This is a genomic window from Nonomuraea mesophila, assembly GCF_004352805.1.
Classification (GTDB): domain Bacteria; phylum Actinomycetota; class Actinomycetes; order Streptosporangiales; family Streptosporangiaceae; genus Nonomuraea; species Nonomuraea longispora.
This window is the reverse complement of record NZ_SMLD01000024.1, coordinates 1-13,243: the sequence shown is the minus strand read 5'-3', so window position 1 is coordinate 13,243 and position 13,243 is coordinate 1. Positions and strand designations below refer to the sequence as shown.

At 69.4% G+C, this 13,243-nt stretch carries 12 protein-coding genes and 1 rRNA gene; 8 read left to right on the top strand and 5 right to left on the bottom strand.

Features of this window, described 5'->3' with window-relative positions; all coding sequences use genetic code 11:
* Positions 1-33 precede the first annotated feature (33 nt).
* A complete protein-coding gene (locus E1295_RS12115; protein WP_132630350.1) occupies positions 34-1,350 on the bottom strand; it encodes a KamA family radical SAM protein in 1,317 nt (438 codons plus the stop codon).
* 177 nt (positions 1,351-1,527) lie between these two features.
* Here E1295_RS12115 and E1295_RS12110 point away from each other — a divergent pair, with 177 nt between their 5' ends.
* From E1295_RS12110 to E1295_RS12090, 5 genes are all read left to right on the top strand, one after another.
* Positions 1,528-2,085, top strand: a complete 558-nt coding sequence (locus E1295_RS12110) for a DUF1707 SHOCT-like domain-containing protein (protein WP_132630349.1) — start codon at positions 1,528-1,530, stop codon at positions 2,083-2,085.
* A gap of 189 nt (positions 2,086-2,274) precedes the next feature.
* Positions 2,275-3,294: a phosphate acyltransferase PlsX gene (gene plsX, locus E1295_RS12105; RefSeq protein ID WP_132630348.1), complete on the top strand. Its 1,020-nt coding sequence runs from the start codon at positions 2,275-2,277 to the stop codon at positions 3,292-3,294.
* A gap of 87 nt (positions 3,295-3,381) precedes the next feature.
* Positions 3,382-5,652 (top strand): HAD-IC family P-type ATPase, encoded by a 2,271-nt coding sequence (locus E1295_RS12100; RefSeq protein WP_246079991.1) that lies wholly within the window; start codon positions 3,382-3,384, stop codon positions 5,650-5,652.
* The gene (argS, locus tag E1295_RS12095) at positions 5,649-7,376 is read left to right on the top strand and encodes an arginine--tRNA ligase (protein ID WP_132630347.1); all 1,728 of its coding nucleotides are present in this window, start codon (positions 5,649-5,651) and stop codon (positions 7,374-7,376) included. The genes E1295_RS12100 and argS overlap by 4 nt, the downstream gene beginning before the upstream one ends.
* 119 nt (positions 7,377-7,495) lie before the next feature.
* Positions 7,496-8,827: a hypothetical protein gene (locus E1295_RS12090; RefSeq protein WP_246079990.1), complete on the top strand. Its 1,332-nt coding sequence runs from the start codon at positions 7,496-7,498 to the stop codon at positions 8,825-8,827.
* 426 nt (positions 8,828-9,253) lie between these two features.
* Here the strand turns inward: E1295_RS12090 and E1295_RS12085 are convergent, their stop codons facing one another.
* Positions 9,254-9,637, bottom strand: coding sequence for a cell division protein SepF (locus E1295_RS12085; RefSeq protein ID WP_132331033.1), 384 nt, complete (start codon positions 9,635-9,637; stop codon positions 9,254-9,256).
* A gap of 168 nt (positions 9,638-9,805) precedes the next feature.
* Between E1295_RS12085 and E1295_RS12080 the strand changes: the two genes are divergently transcribed.
* Entirely contained in the window at positions 9,806-10,570 is a 765-nt protein-coding gene (locus E1295_RS12080; RefSeq protein ID WP_132630399.1) for a PhzF family phenazine biosynthesis protein, read from the top strand.
* 97 nt (positions 10,571-10,667) lie between these two features.
* On the opposite strand, the gene E1295_RS12075 is transcribed toward E1295_RS12080, so the two are convergent.
* Complete coding sequence (locus E1295_RS12075) at positions 10,668-11,240, bottom strand: TetR/AcrR family transcriptional regulator (RefSeq protein WP_246079989.1); 573 nt, start codon at positions 11,238-11,240, stop codon at positions 10,668-10,670.
* A gap of 9 nt (positions 11,241-11,249) precedes the next feature.
* Here E1295_RS12075 and E1295_RS12070 point away from each other — a divergent pair, with 9 nt between their 5' ends.
* Complete coding sequence (locus E1295_RS12070) at positions 11,250-11,657, top strand: RidA family protein (protein WP_132630346.1); 408 nt, start codon at positions 11,250-11,252, stop codon at positions 11,655-11,657.
* Positions 11,658-11,795: 138 nt separating this feature from the next.
* On the opposite strand, the gene E1295_RS12065 is transcribed toward E1295_RS12070, so the two are convergent.
* The gene (locus E1295_RS12065) at positions 11,796-12,506 is read right to left on the bottom strand and encodes a class I SAM-dependent DNA methyltransferase (protein ID WP_246079988.1); all 711 of its coding nucleotides are present in this window, start codon (positions 12,504-12,506) and stop codon (positions 11,796-11,798) included.
* 31 nt (positions 12,507-12,537) lie between these two features.
* Between E1295_RS12065 and E1295_RS12060 the strand changes: the two genes are divergently transcribed.
* Complete coding sequence (locus E1295_RS12060; protein ID WP_220448670.1) at positions 12,538-13,017, top strand: GNAT family N-acetyltransferase; 480 nt, start codon at positions 12,538-12,540, stop codon at positions 13,015-13,017.
* 143 nt (positions 13,018-13,160) lie between these two features.
* Here the strand turns inward: E1295_RS12060 and rrf are convergent.
* A 5S ribosomal RNA gene (gene rrf, locus E1295_RS12055) occupies positions 13,161-13,243 on the bottom strand; the annotation flags it as partial.

Sequence of the window (13,243 nt, the reverse complement as noted above, 5' to 3'; positions counted from 1 at the left end):
TTGGACGACGGTCGCACCGGACGCGCGCGACCGTCAGGCGGGCAGCAGGGCTTCGTCCTGCTCGAACGGAAAACGGTCGGCGAAGGCTGGGCGGAGGTCGCTCAGCCACACCGCGGCCGGGTCGTAGCGCGCGAAGAACGGCCGCCCCACGAGTGAGGGGTCGCGCGCCTGGATGAGGTGGAGCATGAAGACCTTCTCCCCGGCGATCTCCGTGACGCCGTCGACGCACACCTTGCCCGGCGTGGCCGACATGGACGGACCGCGGACCGTGCGGCAGAGCCCCGAGACGGAGGCGTAGGCGTCCCGGAAGATCTCGTACGCACGGGCCAGCGGCACCGCGAAGTAGTCCTGAGGACCGGTGTCGCGCTCGACGAACATGTAGTAGGGAATCAGCCCCATCCTGAGCTGACGCCGCCACATGCCCGCCCACACGGCCGGGTCGTCGTTGATGGACCTGATCAGCGGCGCCTGGGTGCGGATCGTGGCGCCGCTGCCCAGGATGCGCTTGACCGCCGACTCCACCAGCGGCGACTCCAGCTCGCGCGGGTGCGAGAAGTGCGCCATGAACGCGAGGTTCTTGCCCGCGTTCGTGACCTCCTCGAACAGGCCGAGCGTGGCGTCGGCGTCGGGGTCGGTGGTGAAGCGCTGCGGCCAGTAGGCCAGCGCCTTGGTGCCGATGCGGATGGACTCGAGCTGCTCCAGCTCCAGGAGCGGCTCGATGTATCGCCGGATGACGGGCTCGCCCATGATCATGGCGTCGCCGCCGGTGATCAGGACGCTGGTGACCTCGGGATGGCTGCGGATGTAGCTCACCATCTGGCCGATGTCGTCAGAGGCGAACTTGAGGTCCGCGTCACCGACGAACTGCGCCCACCTGAAGCAGTAGGTGCAGTAGGCGTGACAGGTCTGCCCCTGCTTGGGGAAGACCAGCACAGTCTCGGGATATTTGTGCTGCACGCCAGGTACGGGCTCGTCGTCGATCTTCGGGACGTTGAGCTCTTTCTGGCCTGCGGGATGCGGGTTGAGCTGTGCGCGGACCCGGTTGGCCTCGGCCTGGATCTCGGCATTGGGCGCCTCGGCCTTGAGCAGGTCGGCGAGCCGTGCGACGTCTTCGACGGGCAGCATGTCCTCCTGCGGGAAGACGAGCCGGTATATCGGGTCGTCGGGCGCGGCCGACCAATCTATGAGCTCCTCGACGACGTAGGCGTTCGTCCGGAACGGCAGCACCGTGGCGACGGCGCGGACCTTCAGCCGCTCCTCGTCGCCGAGCCCCGCACGCCGCAGAAGCTCGTCGAGATGCTTGGACGTGTACGCCTTGAAGCGTCGGGTGCCCGCCTGGTTCAAGATCACTAGGCCTGTCCCATCTTTTTTGTTCGATCTGATGTAAACCTCACGACCTTGTCGCGCGTCTACGGTTCTTAATACCCGGACGCTCCCAGCCGCGTCACCGGTTCCACCAGGCTCCAAGTTTCTCTGCAGGTTTGCCGACACTCGCGACATATCGCGAATGGGCCTACACTCGTGTGCGTGACCGACGATCCGGACCTCCGCGCTTCCGACGCCGACCGCGACCGCGTGGCCGCCGTGCTCTCGGAGGCACTCGCCGCGGGCAGACTCACCAGTGTGGAGCACGCCGACCGGCTCGACCTCGCCTACACCGCCAAGACGGTCGGTGAGCTCGTCCCCATCACCAAGGACCTGCCCCAGGTGTCCGCAGCAAACGTGCCCACCACCATCGAACAGCAGGTCATCGACTCGAAGTTCAGCAAAGTCATACGCAAGGGCCGCTGGATCGCCTCCAGGAACACCCGGCTGTCCGCGCGGTTCGGCGCCCTGATCATCGACCTGTCCGACGCCGTGCTGCCCGGCCGCGAGATCACTATCGAGACCAACGCCTGGTTCAGCAAGCTGATCGTGCGCGTCCCCGAGAACGCCCACGTGATCGACGAGGGCAGCTCCGTGTTCGGCAAACGCAACGTGAGCGGCGGCTCCGAGGCCGACGGTCCGCTGATCCGCGTCACGGGGGCGTCGAAGTTCTCCAAGGTCATCGTGTCGCGCGGCGTCTCCGACTGGAACCTGCGCTGACCGCGCCTCACCTCTGATCGATCGCGCGCGACCCCTCCGAGGCCGGGCACGACTGGAACCCGCCCATCCGGGAACCAGGAGGGCCTACCCGCCGGTTAACCTGGCACCTGCCGTGCCTGCGATGCGGACGTCCGAGCCCGCGTTCCGGCCAAGCCATGACGGCGGGCTCGAAGCCGTACGAGGTGATCATTGTCCGACAGCAGGCCCATCGCGCTCGACGCGATGGGCGGCGACCACGCACCCCACGAGATCGTGGCGGGAGCGGTCCACGCCGTACGCGAGCGCGGCCTGCGCGTCGTGCTCGTCGGCTCGCCGCGCGTGCTCCACGAAGCGCTCGCCGACCACGACGCGGACAAGGAGATCCCCATCGTCCGCGCCGAGGAGGCCCTGGCCATGGACGAGGGCGCGCTGGCCAGCCTGCGCCGCCCCCGCTCCAGCCTCGCGGTCGCCTGCCACCTCGTACGCCGCGGCGACGCCGGCGCGGTGGTCTCCGCCGGCTCCACCGCGGGCATCGTGGCCACCGGCAGGCTGCGGCTCAAGGGCCAGCAGGGTGTGCTCAGACCGGCCATAGCCGTCGCCCTGCCCACGCTCCCCCACCCCACCCTGCTCCTCGACGCCGGGGCCAACGCCGAGGCCAAGCCGGAGATGCTGGTCCAGTTCGCCCATCTCGGCTCCGCCTACGCCGAGCTGGCCCACGGCGTCGAGCAGCCCAGGGTCGGCCTGCTCACCATCGGCAGCGAGGCCGAGAAGGGCAACAAGCTCGTCAAACGTGCCCACGAGCTGCTGCAGACCTCGCCCGGCCTGCACTTCACCGGCAACGTCGAGGGCTACGACCTGCTGACCGGCCGGGCCGACGTGATCACCACCGACGGCTTCACCGGCAACGTGGCGCTCAAGACCATGGAGGGCGCGGTCCGCTACGCGTTCACGGAGCTGCAGGAGAGCATCGGCGACAGCAGGCTGGCCAGGCTCCGCGCCGCCATGCAGCGCTCGCGCCTGCGCGAGCTGCGCCGCCGCCTCGACGCGGAGGCGTACGGCGGAGCGGTCCTGCTCGGGCTCAACGGCACCGTCGTCATCGCCCACGGCTCGTCCAAGGCCCAGGGCGTCAGCGCGGCCTGCCGGCTCGCGGCCGACCTGTCGTCGAGCGGCATCGTGACCGAGGTCGGCGAGCGGATCGCCGCCACACATCGCTCCCACCGATTGTGGTGACCCTTTAGGGTGTGAGACCGATCCACAGCGACAGGGGGGTATGTGGACGGGCTTGCCTCAACGATGCGGGGCCTGACTCCGGCTCAGGTGGCGCGAGCGCGGACCAACGACGTCCCGCGCCGCTCGAGCAGGTCGCTGAGCGCGATCTTCAGGGCGAACGTCCTGACCCTCTTCAACCTGGTCATCGGCGTGCTCAGCGTCCTTGTGCTCGTCTTCGGCGAGTGGCAGGACGTCATGTTCGGGCTGATCATCGTGGCCAACGCACTGATCGGCATCGTCCAGGAGTTGCGCGCCAAGCGCACGCTCGACCGTCTCGCCGTGATCAACGAGGCGCCCGTACGCGTCCGCCGCGCCGGCCGGGAGGAGCGCATCGAGGCCCCCGACATCGTGCTGGGCGACCTCATCCTGCTCGGCCCCGGCGAGCGCCTGCTGGTCGACGGCGAGGTCGTCGAGTCCGACGGGCTGGAGGTGGACGAGTCCCTGCTGACCGGCGAGGCCGACCCCGTGCACAAACGCCCGGGCGACGGGGTCCTGTCGGGCAGCTTCGCGGTGGCGGGCTCCGGCTCGTTCGTGGCCACGAAGGTCGGCACCGACGCGTACGCCGTGCGCCTGGCCGAGGAGGCCAGCACCTTCCACCTCGCCCGCTCCGAGCTGCGCGACGGCATCGCCGGCTTCATCAAGTACGTCACCTGGCTCCTCGTCCCGGTCGGCGGCCTGCTGCTCTACAGCCAGCTCAGCAACTCCGCCGACCTCGGCACCGCCGTCACCGGCGCGGTCGCGGGCATCGTCACCATGATCCCCGAAGGGCTGGTGCTGATGACCTCGATCGCCTTCGCCGTCGGCGTCGTACGCCTCGGGCGGCGCAAGTGCCTGGTCCAGGAGCTGCCCGCCATCGAGGGGCTGGCCAGGGTCGACGTGCTCTGCCTGGACAAGACCGGCACCCTCACCTCCGGCGGGATGGACCTCGGGCAGGTGCTGCCGCTGCGCGACGACCAGCCGGCCGAGGCGGCGCTGGCCGCCCTGGCCCACCTCGACCAGCGTCCCAACGCCACCGCCGAGGCCCTCCGCGCCCGCTACCCGCGCATCGAGGACGGGTGGGCGGCCCGCGCGACCGTGCCGTTCTCCTCCGCGCGCAAGTGGAGCGGCGCCGACTTCGGCGAGCGCGGCGCCTGGGTGCTGGGGGCTCCCGACGTGCTGCTCGACGCGGGCGAGTGTCACGACCGCGCCGCCGAGCTGGCCGCCGCCGGCACTCGCGTGCTGCTGCTGTGCCGTACGGACGACGGCCTGCCGGCGGGCGCGACCCCCGCGCGGCCGGAGCCCGTCGCGCTCGTCACCTTCACCCAGCGGGTCAGGCCGGACGCGCGCGACACCCTGCGCTACTTCGAGGAGCAGGGCGTGACGGTCAAGATCATATCCGGCGACAACCCCGACACGGTCTCGGCGATCGCGACCGGCCTCGGCATCCCCGGCGGCGAACGCTCGATCGACGCCCGCACGTTGCCGCACGACGACCCCGGCAAGCTCGGCGAGCTGCTCGACACCCACACGGTCTTCGGCCGGGTCACCCCGCGGCAGAAACGTGCGTTCGTCGCCGCGCTCCAGGCCCGCGGCCACACCGTGGCCATGACCGGCGACGGCGTCAACGACGTGCTCGCGCTGAAGGACGCCGACCTCGGCATCGCGATGGGCGCGGGCAGCCCGGCCACCAAGGCGGTCGCCCAGGTGGTGCTGCTCGACGACAGGTTCGCCACGCTGCCGCACCTCGTGGGCGAGGGCCGCCGGGTGCTGGCCAACATCGAACGTGTCTCCCACCTGTTCCTCGTCAAGAGCTTCTACGCGATCGTCTTGTCGGTGATCGTCGGGCTGACGGGGACCATGTTCCCGTTCGCGCCGCGCCACTCGACCCTGACGAACGCCCTGACCATCGGCATCCCCGTGCTCTTCCTCGCGCTCACGCCCACGCTCGAACGCCCGCGACCGGGCTTCGTCCCCAGGGTGCTGCGCTTCGCCGTACCCGCCGGGGTGTTGTGCGCGGCGGCGGTGCTGCTGGCGTTCTGGTCCGCGCACGACGGCACCACCACGCTCGTCGAGACCCAGACCGCCGCGGTGCTCGCCCTCTTCCTCACCACGTGGTGGGTGCTCGTGCTGATCGCCAGGCCGCTCAACTGGTGGCGTACGGTCCTCGTCGGCTCCATGGCCGTGCTGTTCGCCGTGAGCCTGACCCTGCCCTTCGTCAGGGAGTTCTTCGCGCTCCGCCCGGGCGACGTGGCCAGGGATCTGACGGCCGTCGGCATCGCCGTCGTGGCGGCTGCGGCGATCGGCATCGCGGTCAGGCTCGCCGGTACCCTTAGACCATGACCGACCCGCAGATTGTGCTCACCGAGCGCGTCCGGCAGGCGCTGGCGCACGCGTTCGGCCCCGAGCACGCCGACGCAGACCCGCTGATCCGGCCCTCCCAGTTCGCCGACTTCCAGGCGAACGTCGCGATGAGCCTGGCCAAGCGGCTGCGACGGGCGCCGCGGGAGGTCGCCGAGGCGATCAGGGGCGCACTGTCCGACTTCCCCGGCACGGTCGAGGTCAGCGGCCCCGGCTTCCTCAACATCACGCTCGACGACTCGTGGATCGAGTCCGAGGCCCGGCAGATGCTCGCCGACCCCCGGCTCGGCGTCGGCTCCAAAGCCCCCTCGCAGACCGTGGTGATCGACTACTCCGCGCCCAACGCGGCCAAGGAGATGCACGTCGGCCACCTCCGCACGACGATCGTCGGCGACTCGCTGGCCCGCCTGCACGAGCATCTCGGCAACACCGTGATCAGGCAGAACCACCTGGGCGACTGGGGCACCCCGTTCGGCATGCTCATCGAGCACCTGCTCGACATCGGCGAGGAGATCGCCGTCGAGCAGCTCGAAGCCGGCCTGGGCACGGAGTTCTACCAGGCGGCGCGGGTCAAGTTCGACAACGACGAGGGCTTCAAGCAGCGGGCCCGGGTGCGGGTGACCACGCTGCAGTCCGGCGACCCCGACACGATGCGGCTCTGGCACGTGTTCATGGACGCCACCGTCCGCTACTTCAACAAGATCTACGAGCTGCTCGGCGTCACGCTGACCGACGCCGACATCGCCGGCGAGAGCATGTACAACCCCATGCTCCAGAAGACGTGCGACGACCTGGAGGGCTCAGGGGCGGCGGTCGTCAGCGAGGGCGCGCTCTGCGTGTTCCCGCCCGGCTTCACCGGCTCCGACGACAAACCCCTGCCGCTCATCGTCAGGAAGAGCGACGGGGGCTACGGCTACGCCTCCACCGACATGGCGGCCATCCGCTACCGCGTCCACGACCTCAAGGCCGACCGCATCCTCTACGTCGTGGGCTCCGACCAGGCGCTGCACTTCCGCATGGTGTTCGCGGCGGCGCGGGTCGCGGGCTGGCTGCCTGAGACGGTCTCGGCCGAGCACGTCCAGATCGGCATGATGCTGGGCAAGGACGGCCGCCGGTTCAAGACCCGTTCCGGCGAGTCGATCAAGCTGATGGACCTGCTGCGGGAGGCCGTCGACCGGGCCACGGCCGCGATCGCCGACCGGGGCTACGACGAGGCCACCACGAGCGAGATCGCGCGGGCCGTCGGCATGGGCGCCGTGAAATATGCCGACCTGTCGGTCAGCCACGACAGTGAATACGTCTTCGACTTCGACCGCATGCTCGCCTTCACCGGCAACACCGGCCCCTACATGCAGTACGCCACGGCCCGGATCCGCTCCATCTTCCGCCGGGCCGGCATCGAGACGTCCGACGCGAAGGGCCCGATCCTGCTGGGCGCCCCCGCCGAGCGTGCCCTGGCCCTCCACCTGCTCGGCTTCGGCGCGCTCGTCGAGCAGGTGACCGAGCAGTCCGAGCCCCACCGGCTGTGCGCCTTCCTCTACGAGACGGCCAGCCTCCTGAGCACGTTCTACGAGCAGTGCCCGGTGCTGCGGCAGGACAACCCGCCGGAGACGCGCGACTCCCGCCTCGCCCTGTGCGCGCTGACCACGGCCGTGCTGGAGACCGGGCTCGACCTTCTGGGCGTCCCTGTCCCCGAGCGCATGTAACAGGCAGTTGACGCAAAGCTCCCGTTCCGTCGTGGGCGCGCCTTCACCTCGTTGGAGCGCCCCAGCAGCTAGGCTTTACGCGGTCATGAACTGAGGCCGAAATGGGGGAGTTCTCTGCCTTGAGCACGGACCTGACTGCGAGCCCCCAAGCGGCGACGGAGGTGCATCGCTACGCGGAGGCGTTGCTCACGCACCTCGCCGCCAACGGCTCCGCACCTCCCGCCGCCCCGGGCTTCCGCGACATCCCCGGCTACTGGCTGCCTCCTGCCGTCGAGGCGCTGGTCGCCATCCTCGCCGGCGACGACCCCCTTGAGCCGCTGAGCAGGGCGGCCGGGCGCGACCAGCAACAGACCGCGCTCTTCCTCTGCCTGGCCCTGGCCGTGTCCGGGCAGGGCAGCCGCATCCACGCCTCGTGGCTCGGCACCGCCTTCGGCGAGTTGTCGCTCGACCGGCCGGTCACCCACGGGCAACGCTCGCTCTGGCTGGCCGCCGCCCGGGGCGCCTACGGCCCCGCGGGCAAGATCTTCGTCCTGCGCAAGCTCGACGTACTGGCCGTGCAGGAACACGCGGACCCGAAGCAGTGGGTGCAGGCGCTGGTCCCCGACGAGCCGTCGGTCGTGGTGCCGCCGTCCCTCGTCGACTTTCCCGAAATGGCCGAACTACCCGAACTGGCCAGGCCCGCGATGGCCGCCGCCCGCCTGGCGAGGTTGCGCGGCCGGGTCGCCGAGATCACCTCGGCCCGCCAGTCCGACCACGACTCCTCCGCCCCGCTCGACAACAGCACCGGCAGCCCCGCCACGTCGTGGGCCGAGGACGAACCACTCGCCGTGCTACGCTCGCTGATCGGCCAGAGCGGACCGGCCGGCCCGATGGCCTCGCTCAACTCCCACCTGCTCGACGACCTGCACCCCGGCGCCGACCCGCACCTGGCGGCGATCGCCCTGCACGTGGCGGCGCCCATCCTGCGGGGCGTCTGCGAGGAACTGGAGGCCGACAGCCGCCTCGAGCCGCCGGAGACGCTGACGGTCCCCCTGCTCGGCCACCGCATCCACCTGCGTCCCGAAGGCCCCGACCAGCAGTCGATGGCCGCCGCCGAGGACGCCATCGTCGCCGACGGAGTCACCCCCCGCGGCCGGCCATGGGCCGCCATGGTGCTGATCGTCGCCGGCGTAGCCTGCCTCATCGGCGCCGCCTTCCTCCACAACCTGCTCGTCGCGGCCGCCGTAACCATGATCGGCCTGGCCGGCTGGCAACTCTGGCTGCGCCGCAAACTCGTCGAAGCCGACGCCCGCTTCGTGACGGCCCAGGTGAGCGAGCTGAAAGAGCTGGCCGAGGGGGCGGTGTGGGCGCTGCACGCCTACGCCCGCGAAGCCGACGTACGCGCCAGGCAGGCCGCCGACGACGCGGTGGAACTCACCCGGCTGATCCGCCGTGGCCCACGCGCGGGCTGACCCTCCTACCTTCGCGGACGAGCCGTACTTCCCGCCCTGCAGCGGACTCCAGAACCTACCGGCTCACCCACCCGCGAGGCAGCAGCAACCTTCCGGCTCACTCACCAGCAGCGGACTCCAGAACCCCCCGTCCGAGCTTTGAGCATGCGGGACCCGGAATCGCTCTCCGGATGGAATCAACGGCTTCCCCGCCCGGGTGAGCGCCGGGTGCGTACTGGGGATCGTCCGCCCGCACGTGGGTCCAGGCCCGCACCCGTGGGGCGTTAACCGGCTCGCTTGTCGCGGCCTGACCTGCTGAGCTGGAGGGGCGAACACACCGTCGCAGCCCGTTCCCGGAGTGACCCGGCCGCCGTCCCGTCCCGCCCGCACGCGACAAGAAGCTCTCGTCCCGTCAGGAGACCCGCGGCCCGCATCACAGCGGGTCTCCTACGAAACCTCGATCTCCACGTGTGCGGGTGCGAGCAGGAAGACGCGGTCGGCGATGCGCTCGATCCTTCCCTCACACCCGAAGGCCAGCCCTGCGGCGAAGTCGACCATCCTGGTCGCCTCGGGCATGGGCATGCCCGTGACGTCCATGATGACCGTCTGTCCGTCACGGAAGTGCTGACCGATCATCGGCGCGTCGTTGTACTTGAGCGGCTGGACCATCACGATGCGTGACGAGTCGACGTTCGCGCGCCACCGCCTGGCGGCACGCTCCGTAGCGGGCACGTATTCGTCCTCGTAGTGCCCGTCGTCGTCGTAGCCCTCGTCGTATTGGTCGATTCCGCCCAGGCCAAGGTAGCTCACCACCTTGCGCACTGCCCCCATCGGCTTGTCCTTTCCTCAGGAACTCACCGTAATCGGCACGTCCCTACACATTGGACGGTAACCGACGATTCCGCATTCGCCACGCGACACGCCCAGGACTAATTCCATTTTGTACGGCTTGCAGCCCGGTTGCAGCTGGATATCCGACCCCTGGATAGCATCGAGCACATGCGCCTCTTCACTGTGGACGCCTTCACGGACACAGCTTTCAAGGGTAATCCCGCAGCGGTCTGCCTGCTGGACTCTCCGGTTACTGACCGATGGATGCAGAGCGTAGCCACGGAGATGAACCTCTCCGAGACCGCTTTCCTGCTCGGAGATTCTCTGCGCTGGTTCACGCCTGCGGTCGAGGTCACGCTCTGTGGCCACGCCACCCTCGCGACCGCCCACGTCCTCTATTCGACCGGGGCGGCGAGCGGCCGGGTCGAATTCACGACGGCCAGCGGCACGCTTACCGTGAATCGACGCTCCGACGGCATGATCACGATGGATTTCCCAGCGAAGGAGGTGACCCCCTCCAGCGTTCCCGCCGGCCTCGAGAAAGCGCTCGGGGCGACCCCGGTTCAGGTCGGGAAAAGCCACCTCGACCTGCTGGTCGAGCTCGACTCAGAGGAATCGGTACGGTCGCTGACCCCCGATATTCCGGCCCTGGCCGCCGTCGACGCGAGAGGCGTGATCGTCACCGCGCGGGGCACGGAGACCGACTTCGTCTCCCGCTTCTTCGCCCCCAATGTCGGCGTCCCGGAGGACCCGGTGACGGGCTCGGCCCACTGCGCGCTCTCTCCGTACTGGGCGTCCCGCCTCGGCCGCCCGTCCTTGGTGGGAGCCCAGCTGTCGGCCAGAGGGGGCCTCGTCCACGTGACCCACGACGGCGACCGCGTTCACCTGGCCGGCCGGGCCGTCACGGTCCTTTCCGGCACCCTGCACCTCTAACTGCATCCGCGAGGAGGGTGCTCGCGGATGTTCGAGACGCTGACGCGGATGAACGGTCACCATCGCTGCGGGACAACGTGAAGCGGGCGATCAGAGGTCAGGGCGCCAGCCTCGTTCGACCGACCGACGGCACTGGTCGGGGTCGTCTCCCGCGCTGGTGAACAGGGCGGTCACCAGCGGCACGCCATGGTCCAGCGACTGACGGGGCAGAGGGCCGTTCACGACCTGCGATGGCCGGTCCATGGCCGATGGTCCAGCTCTGCGTGGCCGGTTCCAGCGGGTCGATGTCGTCGCGGAAGCGGCCGACGTCAGTCGCCCGTTCGACGGCCCGTACGAGACAGTGCAGCGTGTGATCGGCGGCCGCGGCGTCCTCCAGCTCGGACCCGGCGTCGAACATGACCCGGTAGAGATCCGGACTTGCCAGGGCGCTGGACAGGTACGCGGCGCCGAGGGCGGCCAGGTCCCGCACCGGATCCTTCGATGGCGCGACCGCGGCGAGTTGGGCGGCCAGGCGGGTGAAACCTTCCTGTCGCATCGCTGTCCACAGACCGTCCATGCTGTCGAAGTAGGTGTAGACGGCCATGGTCGACACCCCGGTGCCGGCCACCAGCGAGCGGAGCGTGACCGGCTGCCGGGCGGCGAGCATCTGTGCCGCTCGGTTGATCAGCAAGGAGCGGACATGACCGTGACCCTGGTCAACCCCGACGGGCTGCCGAGACCCGACGTCTACCGCCAGTTGTCGATCGCCACCGGATCGAAACTGATGTTCCTGGCCGGCCAGGTGGCTCGCGACGCCCAGGGCCGGCCGGTCGGCGAGGGGGATCTGGCCGCTCAGGTCGAGCAGGCCTACCTCAATATCGGCACCGCCCTCGCCGGGGTCGGCGGATCCTTCGATGACGTGGCCGACCTGACCATTTACCTCGTCGACTGGACACCCGACAAGATGCCCCTGCTGGGAGAGGGCGTCGCTCGGGCGGCGGCCAAGCTGGGAGTAGACCCGGTCAAGCCGATCACCTTGCTGGGTGTCGCCGCGCTGGGCGAACCCGACCTGCTCGTAGAAATCGAGGTCACTGCCGTCATCGACTGAACGCGGCACCCCGCACCCGCCCCTCGGACAAGCGCGGAGCTCGAGATCGATGAGACGTCTGCACCCGTCAACAGAGGCAGCGGGCGGAGGTGACAACGTCGAGCCCGTCACTTGGCCCTGGGCACACCGCGCCGAAACTCAGTTCACCGCGCGGCGGGCGATGAGGTACGCCTGCGGGTAGCCCCGCCTTGGGTCCAGGTCCGGGGAGATCACCAGCCGGGCCACCTCCGTGAGCCCGGCGCTGAGCAGCAGTCCGGCGATGTGGTCGGGCGAATGCCTGTAGGCGAGTGACACAAGGTGGTCGAACGATTCGCCCACCTTGGTGGGGTCTTCATGCGCCTGAAAGCCGAGCAGCAGATGGCCTCCGGGCGCGAGCACGCGGTGGAACTCGGCGAACGTTTCGGGCAGCCGTTCGGGCGGGGTGTGGATGATGGAGTAGTTGGCGAGGACTCCGGCCAGAGCAGCGTCCTCGACCTTGAGCGCCTCCATCGTTCCCACCTCGAAGCGCAGCTCCGGATGCCGGCTCCGAGCAAGCACGATCATTTCCGGTGAAAGGTCAACGCCGAACACGGTCACGCCGAGGGAATCCAGATGCGCGGTGACGTGGCCGGGACCGCATCCCACGTCCGCCACCGAACCGCCGCCGTGGGCCTGGACCAGCTCGGCGAAGACGGGGATCATCGCGTGACTGAGCGGTTCGGCACGGTACTGCGGAGGGATGTCCTCGGCATAACGAGTGGCGACGGCGTCGTACGCCTCACGGGTTGCGGTAAGAAGGTCCGGCTCTGTCATGGAAAGCCATGCTAGAGCCTGGCAGCAGCGCGACAGTCCCTGCGAGACGCACCCCATTCAGTGGCATACTCCACCAATGCAGGTCAGAGTGGCTGACGAACAGGACTTCACCGGTTTCCTGAACTTGGCAGCCGAGGTCGAACAGTGGTTCGGGCCCATGGTCTCCGAACCGGGTTTCCATGATGCCGTGCGCAAGAATGTGCTCCGTTCAACGGCGCTCGTCGCGACCTCGTCGGGCCCGGGGCTGGCCGGCGGCCTGATGTTCGCCACCACGCATGCGCCGATCTACCACATCCGCTGGCTCGTCGTCTCGGAGCAGGCACGGGGTCAGGGGGTCGGCCGGGCACTGCTGACAGAGGCGATGCACAGGTTCGTACGCGGCCCAGGCACCGTCGAGGTGGTCACCTTCGGCGCCGACCACCCTGGTGCCACGGCAAGCGGTGCACGCGCCTTCTACGAGCGGCTCGGCTTCACCCCTGCCGAGGCCACCGACCCGGGACCGGAAGGCGGCTCCCGGCAGATCTACCGGCTCGCCGTCCCCCATCAGCCCTTCGAGTTCTCCTCGTAGCCCAAACCGATTCCCATCGCCGCCGGTTCACAGGTGAGGACGTCTCCGCCGGCAGTCTCGTACCGGCGGTCACGGGTCCTGCAGGCGCAACAAAAAAAAGGGGGGTTCCACGCCCTAGGCGTGGAACCCCCCCCACAAAGATTGTCCGGCGGTGACCTACTCTCCCACACCCTCCCGAGTGCAGTACCATCGGCGCAGAGAAGCTTAACTTCCGGGTTCGGAATGT

Excerpts from the sequence above, each read along its gene's own strand:
- argS (WP_132630347.1), top strand. The coding sequence starts at position 5,649 with ATGACCGACCCGCAGATTGTGCTCACCGAGCGCGTCCGGCAGGCGCTG.
- E1295_RS12085 (WP_132331033.1), bottom strand. The coding sequence starts at position 9,637 with ATGGGGGCAGTGCGCAAGGTGGTGAGCTACCTTGGCCTGGGCGGAATC.
- E1295_RS12080 (WP_132630399.1), top strand. The coding sequence starts at position 9,806 with ATGCGCCTCTTCACTGTGGACGCCTTCACGGACACAGCTTTCAAGGGT.
- E1295_RS12070 (WP_132630346.1), top strand. The coding sequence starts at position 11,250 with ATGACCGTGACCCTGGTCAACCCCGACGGGCTGCCGAGACCCGACGTC.
- E1295_RS12065 (WP_246079988.1), bottom strand. The coding sequence starts at position 12,506 with ATGGGGTGCGTCTCGCAGGGACTGTCGCGCTGCTGCCAGGCTCTAGCA.